We start from the raw sequence: 15,002 nt of genomic DNA, 5'->3' as shown, positions 1-15,002 counted from the left end.
ACCATTGTGATTTATCTCACATATTTTTACGGGTCACTCACCTACCCTTAACATCGACAAAACTGATAACCCAACTGGAGGGCATAATGCCTGACAATAAAAAACAGGGGCGTACGTCCAACAAGGCGATGACCTTCTTCGTCTGCTTCCTCGCCGCCCTGGCAGGATTACTCTTTGGCCTGGATATCGGCGTAATTGCCGGTGCATTACCCTTCATCACCGACGAGTTCCAGATTAGCGCGCACACCCAGGAGTGGGTCGTTAGCTCCATGATGTTCGGCGCCGCCGTCGGTGCCGTCGGCAGCGGCTGGCTCTCCTTCAAGCTCGGGCGTAAAAAGAGCCTGATGATCGGCGCGATCCTGTTCGTTGCCGGTTCGCTCTTCTCTGCCGCCGCGCCTAACGTTGAGGTGCTGCTGGTATCCCGCGTGCTGCTCGGCCTGGCCGTCGGCGTCGCGTCGTATACCGCTCCGCTCTATCTGTCTGAAATCGCGCCGGAGAAAATTCGCGGCAGCATGATTTCGATGTACCAGCTGATGATCACTATCGGTATTCTGGGTGCCTATCTCTCGGATACCGCCTTTAGCTACAGCGGCGCATGGCGCTGGATGCTCGGCGTGATCATCATCCCTGCCATTCTGCTGCTGATTGGCGTGTTCTTCCTGCCGGACAGTCCGCGCTGGTTTGCCGCGAAACGGCGCTTCCACGACGCCGAACGTGTGCTGCTGCGCCTGCGCGATACCAGCGCAGAGGCCAAAAATGAGCTGGAAGAGATCCGCGAAAGCCTGCAGGTGAAGCAGTCCGGCTGGGCGCTGTTTAAAGAGAACAGCAACTTCCGCCGCGCGGTGTTCCTTGGCGTGCTCCTGCAGGTTATGCAGCAGTTCACCGGGATGAACGTCATCATGTACTACGCGCCGAAAATCTTTGAGCTGGCGGGTTATACCAATACCACCGAGCAGATGTGGGGCACCGTTATCGTCGGTCTGACCAACGTGCTGGCGACCTTTATCGCCATCGGCCTGGTTGACCGCTGGGGACGCAAGCCAACGCTGACGCTGGGCTTCCTGGTGATGGCCGTCGGGATGGGCGTGCTCGGCACCATGATGCATGTGGGTATTCACTCACCGAGCGCGCAGTACTTCGCGGTGGCGATGCTGCTGATGTTTATCGTTGGTTTTGCGATGAGCGCCGGTCCGCTGATTTGGGTACTGTGCTCCGAGATCCAGCCGCTGAAGGGGCGTGATTTTGGTATCACCTGCTCCACCGCGACCAACTGGATTGCCAACATGATCGTCGGCGCAACGTTCCTGACCATGCTCAATACCCTGGGCAACGCCAACACCTTCTGGGTCTACTCTGGTCTGAACCTGTTCTTTATTGTTCTGACTATCTGGCTGGTTCCAGAAACCAAACACGTTTCGCTGGAACACATTGAACGTAACCTGATGAAAGGTCGTCCGCTGCGCGAGATTGGCGCACACGACTAATCACCCTGCCGGGGAGGTGCCTCTTGCGCCTCCCCGCTTCGCGCTTTATGCTCTGCCCCTATGAAAGCTCCCCGTCTCCCCATCGCCATTCAGCAAGCCGTTATGCGCAGCCTGCGGGAAAAACTCGCCCAGGCGAACATGAAGCTTGGCCGCAATTATCCTGAACCAAAGCTCGTCTATCACCAGCGCGGTACCTCTGCCGGAACGGCCTGGCTGGAGTCCTATGAGATCCGCCTTAACCCGGTGCTCATGATGGAAAACCAGCAGGCGTTTATTGAAGAAGTTGTTCCGCACGAGCTGGCGCACCTTCTGGTGTGGAAACACTTTGGCCGCGTGGCACCGCACGGGAAAGAGTGGAAATGGATGATGGAAGCCGTGCTTGGCGTTCCGGCTCGCCGCACCCATCAGTTCGAGCTTGAATCAGTACGCACCAATACGTTCCCCTACCGCTGCCGGTGCCAGCAGCATCAGCTTACCGTCCGTCGTCATAACCGCGTGGTGCGCGGCGAGGCCACCTACCGCTGCGTCAAATGCGGCGAGCCGCTGGTTGCAGAGTAATCAATTGAACTATCAGGAACTTTCCTGATCTGACTGATTGCATACAGGAACAACATTCGCTACGTTGCGGGCTCGTTTTGACACGGAGTGTAAGATGTCCCGTAATTTCTCTCTCGCGGTTGCCTTCCTGGCGACGGCGCTCTCCGGCCACGCTCTGGCCGACGGTATTCACAGTTTCTCCCAGGCGAAAGCCGCTGGCGTTAAGGTTAACGCTGACGTGCCGGGCGATTTTTACTGCGGCTGTAAAATTAACTGGCAGGGCAAGAAAGGCGTTGTTGATCTTGAATCCTGCGGCTATCAGGTACGCAAAAATGAGAACCGCGCCAGCCGAATCGAATGGGAACACGTGGTTCCGGCATGGCAGTTTGGCCATCAGCGCCAGTGCTGGCAGGATGGCGGACGTAAAAACTGCTCGAAAGATCCGGTGTACCGCCAGATGGAAAGCGATATGCACAACCTGCAGCCTGCGGTTGGTGAGGTGAACGGCGATCGCGGCAACTTTATGTACAGCCAGTGGAACGGCGGCGAGGGCCAGTACGGACAGTGCGCCATGAAGGTGGATTTTAAAGAGAAGGTCGCTGAGCCACCGGCCCGCGCGCGCGGCAGCATCGCCCGCACCTACTTCTACATGCGCGACCGTTATGAACTCAACCTGTCCCGCCAGCAAACCCAGCTGTTTACTGCCTGGGACAAGCAGTATCCAGTGACCGAATGGGAATGCCAGCGCGACGAACGCATCGCTAAAGTCCAGGGGAATCATAACCCTTACGTCCAGCGGGCTTGCCAGGCGCAAAAGAGCTAACCTACACTAGCGGCAACTCGCTTATATTGCATGACACACGGAATTTCTGACTATGCGCACTCCTCGCATCTATCACCCTGAACCGATTACCGCAGGCAGCGAAATCGCCCTGTCTGATGAAGCCGCTAACCACGTTGGCCGCGTGCTGCGCATGGGCGCAGGTCAGGCAGTACAGCTGTTTGACGGTTCCAATCAGGTATTCGACGCACAAATCACCCGTGCGGATAAAAAAAGCGTGCACGTGAACGTGCTGCGCGGCGACGTGGATGACCGTGAATCGCCGCTGCACATTCATCTGGGCCAGGTGATGTCGCGCGGCGAGAAGATGGAATTCACCATTCAAAAATCCATTGAACTGGGCGTAAGCCTCATTACGCCACTTTTTTCTGAGCGCTGCGGCGTTAAACTGGATGCGGAACGTCTGAACAAAAAGATCCAGCAGTGGCAGAAAATCGCCATTGCGGCCTGTGAACAGAGCGGCCGCAACCGTGTTCCGGAGATCCGCCCGGCGATGGATCTGGAGGACTGGTGTGCAGAAGAGGAGAGCGGCCTGAAGCTCAATCTTCATCCGCGCGCCAGCGCCAGCATCAACACGCTGCCGCTGCCCGTCGAACGCGTACGCCTGTTGATTGGCCCGGAAGGCGGCCTGTCGGCGGACGAAATTGCAATGACGGCACGTTACCAGTTTACTGATATTCTGTTGGGACCTCGCGTTCTGCGCACTGAGACAACGGCACTCACAGCCATTACCGCGCTACAGGTACGGTTTGGCGATCTGGGTTGACCCATTAACGGAGAAGAACATGATCAAGCTCGGCATCGTGATGGACCCCATCGCAAACATTAACATCAAGAAAGATTCCAGCTTCGCCATGCTGCTGGAAGCGCAGCGTCGCGGGTATGAACTCCACTATATGGAGATGAACGATCTCTACCTGATTAACGGCGAAGCCCGCGCGCGCACCCGCATTGTTAACGTCGAGCAGAACTACGACAAATGGTACGAATTCGGCGCCGAGCAGGACATTGCCCTGGCCGACCTCAACGTTATCCTGATGCGTAAAGATCCGCCGTTCGATACCGAGTTCATCTACTGCACCTACATCCTTGAGCGTGCTGAAGAGAAAGGAACGCTGATCGTCAACAAGCCGCAGAGCCTGCGCGACTGTAACGAGAAGCTCTACACCGCCTGGTTCTCTGACCTGACGCCGGAAACGCTGGTGACCCGCAGCAAGGCGCAGCTTAAAGAGTTCTGGCAGAAGCACGGCGATATCATCATGAAGCCGCTGGACGGCATGGGCGGCGCGTCTATCTTCCGCGTGAAGGAAGGCGACCCGAATATTGGCGTGATTGCCGAAACCCTGACCGAGCTGGGCACCCGTTACTGCATGGCGCAGAACTATCTGCCTGCTATCGTCGACGGCGACAAGCGCGTTCTGGTGGTCGATGGCGAACCGGTTCCTTACTGCCTGGCGCGTATTCCGCAGGGCGGCGAAACCCGCGGTAACCTGGCGGCCGGCGGTCGCGGTGAGCCGCGTCCACTGACCGAAAGCGACTGGGAAATTGCCCGCCGCGTTGGCCCTACGCTTAAGGCCAAAGGCCTGATCTTCGTCGGCCTGGACATCATCGGCGACCGCCTGACCGAGGTAAACGTCACCAGCCCAACCTGCATTCGTGAAATCGAAGCGGAGTTCCCGATTTCGATCACCGGAATGCTGATGGACGCTATCGAAAAACGTTTACAGAAATAACTGACCAATACTATTAGTGACAGCGCCCGGCTTTCTCCGCATACTGGACGCTGTCGCTTTTTAAACCAGGAAACAGTACCTCTGACAATGAATTTACAGCATCACTTTCTTATTGCCATGCCTGCTCTCCAGGACCCGATTTTCCGCCGCGCCGTGGTTTATATTTGTGAATACAATGAAGACGGGGCGATGGGGATTATCATCAACAAGCCGCTGGAAAACCTCCAGGTTGAAGGGATTCTGGACAAGCTGAAAATCACCGCTGAAGAGCGCCTGCCGGAGATCCGTCTTGATAAACCGGTAATGCTTGGCGGCCCGCTCGCTGAAGATCGTGGTTTTATCCTGCATACGCCGCCTGTTTTCTCTTCCAGTATTCGTATTTCTGATAACACGGTTGTCACGACCTCCCGCGACGTTCTCGAAACCCTGGGGACTGCTGAACAGCCTTCTGAAGTGCTGGTTGCGCTGGGTTACGCCTCATGGGAGAAAGGCCAGCTGGAACAAGAGATCCTTGATAACGCATGGCTGACCGCACCTGCTGACATGAACATTCTGTTCAAAACCCCCATCGCCGATCGCTGGCGTGACGCGGCAAAACTGATTGGCATCGATATCCTGACCATGCCTGGCGTCGCGGGGCACGCGTAATGAGCGGAACGCTTCTGGCCTTTGATTTTGGCACTAAAAGCATCGGCGTGGCCGTGGGTCAGCGCATCACCGGCACAGCTCGCCCGCTCACGGCGCTAAAGGCCAACGACGGCACGCCGGACTGGAACCTTATCGAACGCCTGCTCAAAGAGTGGCAGCCAGACGACGTGATCGTGGGTCTGCCGCTGAACATGGACGGCACCGAGCAGCCGCTCACCGCCCGCGCGCGTAAGTTCGCCAATAAAATCCACGGCCGTTTTGGCGTGTCCGTCAAACTCCACGACGAGCGTCTAAGCACCGTCGAAGCGCGCGCTGGCCTGTTTGAGCACGGCGGCTTCCGGGCGCTGAATAAAGGCAGCGTGGATTCAGCGTCTGCCGTCATTATCCTCGAAAGCTATTTCGAACAGGGTTACTGAGCGCCGGGGCCTATAGCCGCCCCTGCGCCTTTCTCTCCGCCAGGCTTTGATCGAAATTCTGCATTCCCGCCTGCTGGCCGGTTTGTATGATGCCAGGCAACTGCCAGGTTTTCCCTTCGCGGATAAGGTTTGCTGCCGCCGACGTATTCACTAAAAGTTCATACAGCGCCACGCGCCCGCCCTGAACATCCTGACGCAGCTTTTGCGCCAGCACGGCGCGCAGGCTGCCCGCCAGCTGATTACGCACCGGATCTTTCTCCTGCGCAGGGAAGGTATCCACCAGCCGCTCTATGGCCTGCGCCGCGCCGCGCGTATGCAGCGTTGCCAGCACCAGATGCCCGGTTTCTGCCGCGGTCAGCGCCAGCCGGATGGTTTCGCTGTCGCGCAGTTCACCCAGCAGGATAATATCCGGATCTTCACGCAGCGCACCGCGCAGCGCCTCGGCAAAGGAGGGGCTGTGCTGTCCGATCTCGCGCTGCTGAATCAGACAGCGTTCGCTCTGGTACATAAATTCAACCGGATCTTCGAGCGTCAGGATATGGCCGTCAGTATGATGGTTGAGAAAATCCACCATTGCCGCGAGCGTCGTGGATTTACCGCTGCCGGTTGCCCCCGTCACCAGAATCAGCCCGTTGTCGTTCGCTAGCAGCTCCGGGATCGCCCGGGGCACGCCCAGTGCGGAAAGCTGCGGACAGGTAAGCGGCAGTAGCCGCAGCGTTATCGAGACGCCAAACATATGGTTAAACGCGCTGCCGCGCAGGCGCTGGTTGCCCGCGAGCGTGACGGCAAAATCCACCTGCCCGTTTGCCCACCACGCGCCCTGCTGTTCGTCGTTAAGCCATCTTTTTAATAGCGCTTCGACGTCAGGAGGCGGAAAGGGGGCCGGCTCAAGCCGGCCTAATCTGCGCCAGCGCGGCGGTGAATCACTGCACAGGTGTAGATCGGAGACGTTATGCTTTACACTAAGGGCCACAATTTCTTCCACATCCATAGACTACTCCTCGGAAAATGAACGACATTGCGCATAACCTGGCACAGGTCCGGGACAAAATCTCAGCCGCCGCAACGCGTTGCGGCCGTGCTTCAGAAGAAATTACGTTGCTTGCAGTCAGTAAAACCAAGCCTGCGAGCGCCATCGCAGAAGCGATTGATGCGGGCCACCGGGCGTTTGGTGAAAACTACGTTCAGGAAGGCGTGGATAAAATTCGTTATTTCCAGGAACAGGGGAATACGGGGCTGCAATGGCACTTTATCGGACCGCTGCAGTCGAACAAAAGCCGCCTGGTGGCAGAACACTTTGACTGGTGCCATACCGTTGACCGACTGCGCATTGCTTCGCGCCTGAACGACCAGCGTCCTGCGGAAATGCCCGCGCTTAACGTGCTGATACAAATCAACATCAGCGATGAAAACAGCAAGTCCGGCATTGCGCTGGCCGAGCTGGATGCGCTGGCGGCGGACGTTGCCGCCCTGCCCCGCTTAACCCTGCGCGGGCTGATGGCCATCCCGGCACCTGAGTCAAGTTATGAAAGGCAATTTGCCGTGGCGCAGCAAATGGCTGTAGCATTTGAGGCGCTTAAGGCACGTTACGCAACGGTAGACACGCTTTCCCTGGGCATGTCGGATGATATGGAAGCCGCCATCGCGGCGGGCAGCACTATGGTGCGCATCGGCACGGCAATTTTCGGTGCGCGCGACTACTCAAAATAATAAGGAAACCTGAGGAACGCCATGAAGACGTTGACTTTCCTGCTCTCAACAGTGCTTGAGCTGTATACGATGGCGCTTTTGCTGCGCGTCTGGATGCAGTGGGCACGCTGTGATTTTTACAATCCTTTCTCGCAGTTTGTCGTGAAAATCACGCAACCTGTAGTGGGGCCGCTGCGCCGCATCATTCCGGCTATGGGCCCTCTGGACAGCGCTTCGCTGCTGGTCGCCTTTATTCTGAGCGTGATCAAAGCGATCGTGCTGTTTATGGTTGTCACCTTCCAGCCCATTATCTGGATCGCTGCGGTCCTGATCCTGATTAAAACCATCGGGTCGCTGATCTTCTGGGTGCTGCTGGTGATGGCGATCATGAGCTGGGTGAGCCAGGGACGCAGTCCGGTGGAATACGCGCTGATCCAGCTGACTGAACCGCTGCTGCGCCCAATTCGTAACCTGCTGCCGTCAATGGGCGGAATCGACTTTTCGCCGATGATCCTCGTGCTGCTGCTGTATGTGGCTAATATGGGGATTGCCGAGCTGTTACAGGCCACGGGCAACATGCTGCTGCCGGGGCTGTGGATGGCGCTATGAGTGCAGTTAGCACCTGCGCCGACGGGCTGGTTTTACGGCTTTATATTCAGCCGAAAGCCAGCCGAGACAGTATTATTGGACTGCATGGCGACGAGCTAAAAGTCGCCATCACCGCCCCGCCGGTTGACGGCCAGGCGAACGCGCATCTGACCAAATATCTTGCCAAACAGTTTCGCGTCGCCAAAAGCCAGGTCATCATCGAAAAAGGTGAACTTGGGCGGCATAAACAGGTAAAAATCCTCAATCCGCAATCTATCCCGACGGAAGTCGCGGCTCTGACAGAACAGGACTAAACCATGCAAAAAGTTGTTCTCGCGACCGGTAACGCCGGTAAAGTGCGCGAGCTGGCCTCGCTGTTAAATGATTTTGGGCTGGACGTGGTAGCGCAAACCGAGCTTGGCGTGGAGTCCGCCGAGGAGACGGGCCTGACGTTTATCGAAAACGCGATCCTGAAAGCGCGCCATGCTGCACAGGTCACCGGCCTGCCCGCGATTGCCGACGACTCCGGCCTGGCCGTGGATTTTCTCGGCGGCGCGCCGGGCATTTACTCTGCGCGCTATTCCGGCGAGGACGCCACCGACCAGCAGAATCTGGAAAAGCTGTTGGTTGCGCTTAAAGACGTCCCTGACGAACAGCGCACCGCGCAGTTCCACTGCGTGCTGGTTTATATGCGTCACGCAGAAGACCCTACGCCTGTCGTCTGCCACGGCAGCTGGCCGGGCGTGATTACCCTTGAAGCGGCTGGCAGCGGCGGCTTTGGCTACGACCCGATTTTCTTTGTCCCGACCGAGGGCAAAACCGCCGCGGAGCTGACCCGCGAAGAGAAAAGCGCGATTTCCCACCGTGGACGCGCGCTGAAACTGTTACTGGAAGCGTTACGTAATGGCTAAATTGCCGCCTCTGAGTCTGTATATTCACATCCCGTGGTGCGTGCAGAAATGCCCGTACTGCGATTTCAATTCGCACGCGCTGAAGGGCGAAGTGCCGCACGATGACTACGTTGCGCATCTGCTGGCCGACCTGGACGCCGACGCACCTTACGCACAGGGACGTGAAGTTAAGACCATTTTTATTGGTGGCGGTACGCCGAGCCTGCTTTCAGGCCCGGCGATGCAAACGCTGCTGGACGGCGTGCGTGCGCGTCTGAACCTGGCGGCGGATGCTGAAATTACGATGGAAGCCAACCCCGGCACCGTTGAGGCCGACCGTTTCGTCGAGTATCAGCGCGCGGGCGTGAACCGTATCTCCATCGGCGTGCAGAGCTTTAGCGAACCGAAGCTGAAGCGTCTGGGGCGCATACACGGCCCGGAAGAGGCGAAGCGCGCGGCGAACCTGGCGACCGGGCTTGGGCTACGCAGCTTTAACCTCGATTTGATGCACGGCCTGCCGGATCAGTCGCTTGAAGAAGCGCTGGACGACCTGCGACAGGCGATTGAACTGAACCCGCCGCACCTGTCGTGGTATCAGCTCACCATCGAGCCAAACACCCTGTTCGGCTCCCGTCCGCCGGTGCTGCCGGACGACGACGCGCTGTGGGACATCTTCGAGCAGGGCCATAGGCTTTTGACCGCTGCAGGCTATCAGCAGTATGAAACGTCCGCGTACGCGAAGCCGGGCTATCAGTGCCAGCACAACCTGAACTACTGGCGCTTTGGCGACTATCTGGGGATTGGCTGCGGCGCGCACGGCAAGGTGACCTTCCCGGACGGACGCATACTGCGTACCGCCAAAACCCGCCACCCGCGCGGGTATATGGAAGGCCGCTACCTGGAGCGTCAGCACGACGTCGAGGCGGCGGACAAGCCGTTTGAGTTCTTTATGAACCGCTTCCGCCTGCTGGAAGCCGCACCGCGCGCGGAGTTTGCGCTGTACACCGGGCTGCCGGAATCGGTGATTCGTCCGCAGATCGACGAGGCGCTGGCGCAGGGGTATCTGACCGAGTGTGATGCGTACTGGCAGATAACCGAGCACGGTAAGCTGTTCTTGAACTCCCTTCTTGAGCTGTTCCTCGCCGAAGATTCCTGAAGGCTGATTCAGGATTTTGCATCCCGTTCTGCCGGCTGAGGGAAAGGCTGGCAGAGTGTGGGGATGGAAATTATTCGTTCTTATGCAAAACAGCTCAGGCGCGAGCTGACAAAGGAAGAAAGACGGCTTTGGTATTTACTGCGCAGCCGCCGTTTCGCTGATTATAAATTTCGCCGACAGCATCCGGTAGGAAACTACATTTTAGATTTCGCCTGCTGTGCGGCTCGGCTGGCTGTTGAGCTGGATGGCGGGCAACATGATGAAAATCAGGAATACGATCGTCAAAGGACGTTGTGGTTAAACCAAAAGGGCTGGCTCGTTATTCGATTCTGGAACAACGAACTCTGGAATAACGAAGAGGCTGTGTTGGAAAAGATCCTTGAAACACTGCAAGCGCCTCAACCCTCACCCCGGCCCTCTCCCTGAAAGGGAGAGGGAGCAAACCATCCCCTCGCCCCTTTGGGGAGAGGGTTAGGGTGAGGGGAAATTACTTCAGCGTCCCCACCAGCGCCTTACGGCTATCCTCCAGCGACACCACGCGCTTACACACGTCTTTGCCGAACTGCTGGAAATCAGCTTCCTGATTCTTCCACTCGTTCTGAATCGACGTCTGCAAGCCGCCAAGGCTGCCCAGCACGCCCTGCAGCGGGTTACCGCCGCCTTTCAGCACGGCTTTTGCGCCCATCTCGTTGATGCTGTCCTGCAGAATGCCGCCCATCGCCTGGTTCACCAGGTTCTGGCCGTCGGCGCGCACCTGATCAATGGCCTTATAGTGGAACGTCAGGCCGTCGGTGCGAGTCTCGATAATGCGGTTCATCTGCTCTTTCAGCTGCTTGTCCAGCTTGGTCAGGCGGGTGCGCATATTGCTGCTTTCACCCACCTCTTTGGTGATGATCTTATCCAGCGCTACGCGGCTTTTATCTACGCGCGTCAGCGCGCCGTCGTTAATCCACGGCAGGGCGGTGCGTAACTCGGCCTGATAATCCTTCGCCTGCTCGCGCTGCGCGGCCGTCAGGTTCTGCGGTTTGCCGTTAAAGGTCACGTTGCCATCCGGCGTAATCACCAGATTGCCGTTCTCGCCTTTGACCTGCACGGTTTGCGGGCTTAATACCACGTCGTCACGCGGGGTGACGCTACATTTATACTCCGCATGGGCGGTGGTTCCGATTGCCAGTAAAGCAACCGCCAGCAACGTTTTACGCATCTTTAACACTCCCTCAGACAAAATGGGCCAGCTAATGCTGGCCCCGTACATGCTTAATTAGTCCCACCAAACGTCGAAAAGTTCGCTGACGCGGACATCCTGCAGTTTGTGGTCTTCAAGCCATTTGCGTACCAGCGCCTGATGTTCTTCGGTGCATTTACCGACTTCCTGCGTGCAGATCAGACCTTCCCACGCCAGATAGCCGCTCCCGTCAAAGGCCAGCTTGTTTGGCTCAATCACATCGTTGATGAACGCGTCAACGTCCCGATCGATCTGCTCAACGCTGGTGCCTTCCGGGAAACGCCAGGCAACGGAGAAGCCCACTTCCTGGAATTCTTCGATGTGCATCTTTTTACGCAGACGACGGCTACGATTCTTTGCCATTATTTCACCCTCTCGAACATTAAGTCCCATACGCCGTGACCAAGACGATGGCCACGCTGTTCAAATTTTGTCACCGGACGTGAGTCCGGACGCGGTACATAGTCGTTGCTTTCAGACTGGTTTTTATACCCGTCCAGCGACGACATCACTTCCAGCATATGTTCCGCATAAGGTTCCCAGTCGGTCGCCATGTGGAAGACGCCGCCCAGCTTAAGCTTACTTTTCACCAGCTCGGCAAACGGTGCCTGAACGATACGGCGTTTATTATGACGTGCTTTGTGCCACGGGTCAGGGAAAAAGAGCTGAACCATGTTCAAAGAATTGTCAGGAATCATTTTGTGCAGCACTTCCACCGCGTCGTGACACATCACGCGCAGGTTCTCAACGCCCTCTTCCTGCGCCGTTGCCAGGCAAGCGCCCACGCCCGGCGAGTGCACTTCAATACCGAGGAAGTTCTGCTCCGGGCGCGCTTTTGCCATCGCCACCAGCGAGGTGCCCATGCCAAAACCAATCTCCAGCGTCACGGGCGCGTCGCGGCCAAACAGGTCGGCAAAATCGACAGGCTGTTCAGTGAACTCAACGCCCATCACCGGCCAGTAGTTGTCCAGCGCGTGTTGCTGCCCTTTTGTCAGGCGGCCCTGACGGCGGACAAAGCTGCGAATACGGCGCAGCGGGCGACCGTTTTCATCAAATTCCGGTGAAATGACGTCGTTTTTCATAAAAGAGTTGTCTGCTTGTGAGAGTGTTCGGGAAACGGGCATTATCCAAAGTTAAGGCTTCTATGCAAGCATGGGAAAGATCCGGTTTACAGCAGATTGACGCTGTGCTGCAATCTGCGTCCCTGATTATGCGAATCGATGACCATGCAAGCCTCTCAATTTTCAGCCCAGGTGCTGGACTGGTACGACAAATACGGGCGTAAAACCCTGCCCTGGCAAATTGAAAAAACGCCTTACAAAGTATGGCTCTCCGAGGTGATGTTGCAACAAACGCAGGTCGCGACGGTCATTCCTTACTTTGAGCGTTTTATGGCGCGCTTCCCGACGGTCACCGATCTGGCCAACGCGCCGTTAGACGAAGTGCTGCACCTGTGGACAGGTCTGGGCTATTACGCCCGTGCGCGCAATCTGCACAAGGCCGCGCAGCAGGTCGCCACGCGCCATAACGGGAAATTCCCGGAAACCTTCGACGAGGTGGCCGATCTCCCCGGCGTCGGGCGCTCCACCGCTGGCGCAATCCTCTCCCTTTCATTAAGCAAGCATTTTCCGATCCTCGACGGCAACGTGAAGCGCGTGCTTGCACGCTGCTATGCCGTCGACGGCTGGCCGGGGAAGAAGGACGTGGAAAAACGGCTTTGGGAAATAAGTGAAGCGGTCACCCCGGCGAAAGGCGTGGAGCGTTTTAACCAGGCGATGATGGATCTCGGCGCGATGGTCTGCACGCGCTCAAAACCAAAATGCGAACTCTGCCCGGTGAACAACCTCTGCGTGGCGTACGCTAACCATTCATGGGCGCAATATCCGGGCAAAAAGCCCAAGCAGACGCTGCCGGAGCGCACCGGCTATATGCTGCTGATGCAGCACGGTGATGAGGTCTTCCTCGCCCAGCGCCCGCCGAGCGGCCTGTGGGGTGGTCTATACTGCTTCCCACAGTTTGAAAACGAAGATTTGCTGCGGGAATGGCTCAAACAGCGCGGGATCGCCGCCGATAGCCTCACGCAGCAGACGGCGTTCCGCCATACCTTCAGCCATTTCCACCTGGATATTGTGCCGATGTGGCTTCCCGTGTCGTCATTCACCTCGTGCATGGATGAAGGCACTGCTCTCTGGTATAACTTAGCGCAACCGCCATCAGTCGGGCTCGCGGCTCCCGTGGAGCGCCTGTTACAACAATTACGTGCCGGTGCAATGGTTTAGCATCGACAAGCAAAAGAGGAATGAGTATGGCCAGAACGATTTTTTGTACTTTCCTGCAGCGCGACGCTGAAGGCCAGGACTTCCAGCTTTATCCGGGGGACCTGGGCAAGCGCATCTACAATGAAATCTCCAAAGAAGCCTGGGGACAGTGGCAGAAAAAGCAGACCATGCTGATTAATGAGAAGAAACTCAGCATGATGAACCCGGAGCACCGCAAGCTGCTTGAGCAGGAGATGGTTAACTTCCTGTTCGAAGGAAAAGACGTGCACATCGAAGGCTATACGCCGCCGGAAAAATAATATCGCGCGGCTGTTGCCGGGTGGCGCTGCGCTTACCCGGCCTACAAAACCGTAGGCCCGTGCAAGCGCAGCGCCGCCGGGCAACAGCACCCCCAAAGCAAACACAACACGCACTCCCGGAATGATGAAAAAACTTTTAGCGCTAGCTCTAGTTGCGCCGTTGCTGGTCTCTTGTTCCTCGAAAAAAGGCGATGATTACAACGAAGCCTGGGTTAAGGACACCAACGGTTTTGACATTTTGATGGGGCAGTTTGCCCATAACATCGAAAATATTTGGGGATTTAACGAAGTTCTTATCGCCGGACCTAAGGACTACGTTAAGTACACTGACGCCTATCAGACCCGCAGCCACATCAACTTTGATGACGGTACGATCACGGTTGAAACCATCGCGGGGACTGAACCTGCGGCGCGCCTGCGTCAGGCCATTATCAAAACCCTGCTGATGGGTGACGATCCGGGCTCTATCGATCTCTATTCCGATGCCGACGACATCACCATCTCCAAAGAGCCGTTCCTGTACGGCCAGGTCGTCGACCAGACCGGGCAGCCGATCCGCTGGGAAGGCCGCGCCACGAAATTTGCTGACTACCTGCTGCAGACGCGCCTTAAAAGCCGCTCTAACGGCCTGAAGGTAATCTACAGCATCACCATCAACCTGGTGCCGAACCACCTCGACAAGCGTGCGCATAAATACCTGGGCATGGTGCATCAGGCGTCGCGGAAGTACGGCGTGGATGAGTCGTTGATTCTGGCGATCATGCAGACCGAATCCTCGTTTAACCCCTACGCGGTGAGCCGTTCCGACGCCCTGGGGCTGATGCAGGTTGTGCAGCACAGTGCCGGTAAAGACGTCTTCCGCTCGCAGGGGAAATCCGGCACGCCGAGCCGCAGCTATCTGTTCGATCCGCAGAGCAACATCGATACCGGCACCGCCTACCTGGCGATGCTGAGCAATGTCTACCTTGGCGGCATTGATAACCCAACGTCGCGCCGCTATGCGGTGATCACCGCCTATAACGGTGGTGCGGGCAGCGTGCTCCGCGTGTTCTCGAACGATAAAGTTCAGGCCGCGAGCATCATCAACAGCATGGCGCCGGGGGATGTCTACTCAACCCTCACCACCCGCCATCCGTCTGCGGAATCACGCCGCTATCTGTATAAGGTGAATACGGCGCAGAAGAACTATCGTCGCCGCTAAAAAGCTACCCCTCACC

General features: G+C 57.2%; 20 protein-coding genes. 16 read left to right on the top strand and 4 right to left on the bottom strand.

Translation table 11 applies throughout. The features are described from left to right. Positions 1 to 86: 86 nt before the first annotated feature. The 7 genes from galP (at position 87) to ruvX (ending at position 5,659) form a co-directional block, all read left to right on the top strand. Positions 87 to 1,484: a galactose/proton symporter gene (galP, locus tag E0L20_RS08445; protein WP_119936193.1), complete on the top strand. Its 1,398-nt coding sequence runs from the start codon at positions 87 to 89 to the stop codon at positions 1,482 to 1,484. Between the two features lie 60 nt (positions 1,485 to 1,544). Beyond that, on the top strand, positions 1,545 to 2,042 hold the full coding sequence (locus tag E0L20_RS08440) for a SprT family zinc-dependent metalloprotease (RefSeq protein WP_131633572.1): 498 nt from the start codon (positions 1,545 to 1,547) through the stop codon (positions 2,040 to 2,042). Between the two features lie 94 nt (positions 2,043 to 2,136). Further along, on the top strand, positions 2,137 to 2,844 hold the full coding sequence (endA, locus tag E0L20_RS08435) for a deoxyribonuclease I (protein WP_131633571.1): 708 nt from the start codon (positions 2,137 to 2,139) through the stop codon (positions 2,842 to 2,844). Between the two features lie 52 nt (positions 2,845 to 2,896). Then, positions 2,897 to 3,628: a 16S rRNA (uracil(1498)-N(3))-methyltransferase gene (rsmE, locus tag E0L20_RS08430; protein WP_131633570.1), complete on the top strand. Its 732-nt coding sequence runs from the start codon at positions 2,897 to 2,899 to the stop codon at positions 3,626 to 3,628. A gap of 19 nt (positions 3,629 to 3,647) precedes the next feature. Further along, the gene (gene gshB / locus E0L20_RS08425) at positions 3,648 to 4,595 is read left to right on the top strand and encodes a glutathione synthase (RefSeq protein ID WP_131633569.1); all 948 of its coding nucleotides are present in this window, start codon (positions 3,648 to 3,650) and stop codon (positions 4,593 to 4,595) included. Between the two features lie 87 nt (positions 4,596 to 4,682). Then, a complete protein-coding gene (locus tag E0L20_RS08420) occupies positions 4,683 to 5,243 on the top strand; it encodes a YqgE/AlgH family protein (RefSeq protein ID WP_131633568.1) in 561 nt (186 codons plus the stop codon). Then, positions 5,243 to 5,659, top strand: a complete 417-nt coding sequence (ruvX, locus tag E0L20_RS08415; protein ID WP_006811925.1) for a Holliday junction resolvase RuvX — start codon at positions 5,243 to 5,245, stop codon at positions 5,657 to 5,659. The genes E0L20_RS08420 and ruvX overlap by 1 nt, the downstream gene beginning before the upstream one ends. A 10-nt stretch (positions 5,660 to 5,669) precedes the next feature. Here the strand turns inward: ruvX and E0L20_RS08410 are convergent, their stop codons facing one another. Continuing rightward, positions 5,670 to 6,650, bottom strand: coding sequence for a type IV pilus twitching motility protein PilT (locus E0L20_RS08410; RefSeq protein ID WP_131633567.1), 981 nt, complete (start codon positions 6,648 to 6,650; stop codon positions 5,670 to 5,672). A 17-nt stretch (positions 6,651 to 6,667) separates the two neighbouring features. On the opposite strand from E0L20_RS08410, the gene E0L20_RS08405 reads away from it, so the two are divergent. The 6 genes from E0L20_RS08405 to E0L20_RS08380 all read left to right on the top strand — a co-directional run bounded on the left by E0L20_RS08405 (position 6,668) and on the right by E0L20_RS08380 (position 10,408). After that, positions 6,668 to 7,369 (top strand): YggS family pyridoxal phosphate-dependent enzyme, encoded by a 702-nt coding sequence (locus E0L20_RS08405; RefSeq protein ID WP_131633566.1) that lies wholly within the window; start codon positions 6,668 to 6,670, stop codon positions 7,367 to 7,369. A 21-nt stretch (positions 7,370 to 7,390) separates the two neighbouring features. Beyond that, positions 7,391 to 7,957: a YggT family protein gene (locus E0L20_RS08400; protein WP_131633565.1), complete on the top strand. Its 567-nt coding sequence runs from the start codon at positions 7,391 to 7,393 to the stop codon at positions 7,955 to 7,957. Continuing rightward, complete coding sequence (gene yggU / locus E0L20_RS08395; protein WP_028018385.1) at positions 7,954 to 8,250, top strand: DUF167 family protein YggU; 297 nt, start codon at positions 7,954 to 7,956, stop codon at positions 8,248 to 8,250. The genes E0L20_RS08400 and yggU overlap by 4 nt, the downstream gene beginning before the upstream one ends. A 3-nt stretch (positions 8,251 to 8,253) precedes the next feature. After that, positions 8,254 to 8,847: an XTP/dITP diphosphatase gene (locus tag E0L20_RS08390; protein WP_131633564.1), complete on the top strand. Its 594-nt coding sequence runs from the start codon at positions 8,254 to 8,256 to the stop codon at positions 8,845 to 8,847. Next, the gene (hemW, locus tag E0L20_RS08385; RefSeq protein ID WP_131633563.1) at positions 8,840 to 9,982 is read left to right on the top strand and encodes a radical SAM family heme chaperone HemW; all 1,143 of its coding nucleotides are present in this window, start codon (positions 8,840 to 8,842) and stop codon (positions 9,980 to 9,982) included. Before E0L20_RS08390 ends, hemW begins: the two co-directional genes overlap by 8 nt. 63 nt (positions 9,983 to 10,045) lie before the next feature. Then, positions 10,046 to 10,408, top strand: a complete 363-nt coding sequence (locus tag E0L20_RS08380; protein WP_131633562.1) for an endonuclease domain-containing protein — start codon at positions 10,046 to 10,048, stop codon at positions 10,406 to 10,408. A 61-nt stretch (positions 10,409 to 10,469) separates the two neighbouring features. Here the strand turns inward: E0L20_RS08380 and E0L20_RS08375 are convergent, their stop codons facing one another. From E0L20_RS08375 to trmB, 3 genes are read right to left on the bottom strand one after another with little or no spacing between them, the layout of a single operon-like run. Beyond that, a complete protein-coding gene (locus tag E0L20_RS08375) occupies positions 10,470 to 11,186 on the bottom strand; it encodes a YggN family protein (RefSeq protein WP_131633561.1) in 717 nt (238 codons plus the stop codon). 57 nt (positions 11,187 to 11,243) lie between these two features. Beyond that, the gene (locus E0L20_RS08370) at positions 11,244 to 11,570 is read right to left on the bottom strand and encodes a YggL family protein (RefSeq protein ID WP_131633560.1); all 327 of its coding nucleotides are present in this window, start codon (positions 11,568 to 11,570) and stop codon (positions 11,244 to 11,246) included. Beyond that, the gene (gene trmB / locus E0L20_RS08365; RefSeq protein WP_131633559.1) at positions 11,570 to 12,289 is read right to left on the bottom strand and encodes a tRNA (guanosine(46)-N7)-methyltransferase TrmB; all 720 of its coding nucleotides are present in this window, start codon (positions 12,287 to 12,289) and stop codon (positions 11,570 to 11,572) included. The genes E0L20_RS08370 and trmB overlap by 1 nt, the downstream gene beginning before the upstream one ends. 144 nt (positions 12,290 to 12,433) lie before the next feature. Here trmB and mutY point away from each other — a divergent pair, with 144 nt between their 5' ends. The 3 genes from mutY to mltC all read left to right on the top strand — a co-directional run bounded on the left by mutY (position 12,434) and on the right by mltC (position 14,986). After that, on the top strand, positions 12,434 to 13,486 hold the full coding sequence (gene mutY / locus E0L20_RS08360) for an A/G-specific adenine glycosylase (protein WP_207389440.1): 1,053 nt from the start codon (positions 12,434 to 12,436) through the stop codon (positions 13,484 to 13,486). Positions 13,487 to 13,512: 26 nt separating this feature from the next. After that, positions 13,513 to 13,785, top strand: coding sequence for an oxidative damage protection protein (locus tag E0L20_RS08355; RefSeq protein WP_003862425.1), 273 nt, complete (start codon positions 13,513 to 13,515; stop codon positions 13,783 to 13,785). Between the two features lie 124 nt (positions 13,786 to 13,909). Beyond that, entirely contained in the window at positions 13,910 to 14,986 is a 1,077-nt protein-coding gene (gene mltC / locus E0L20_RS08350) for a membrane-bound lytic murein transglycosylase MltC (protein WP_131633557.1), read from the top strand. The last annotated feature ends 16 nt before the right edge of the window (positions 14,987 to 15,002 follow it).

The organism is Enterobacter wuhouensis (genome assembly GCF_004331265.1).
In the GTDB taxonomy this organism is placed as follows: Bacteria; Pseudomonadota; Gammaproteobacteria; order Enterobacterales; family Enterobacteriaceae; genus Enterobacter; species Enterobacter wuhouensis.
The sequence above is the reverse complement of the archived record's forward strand: the minus strand, read 5'-3'. Positions and strand labels throughout refer to the sequence as shown.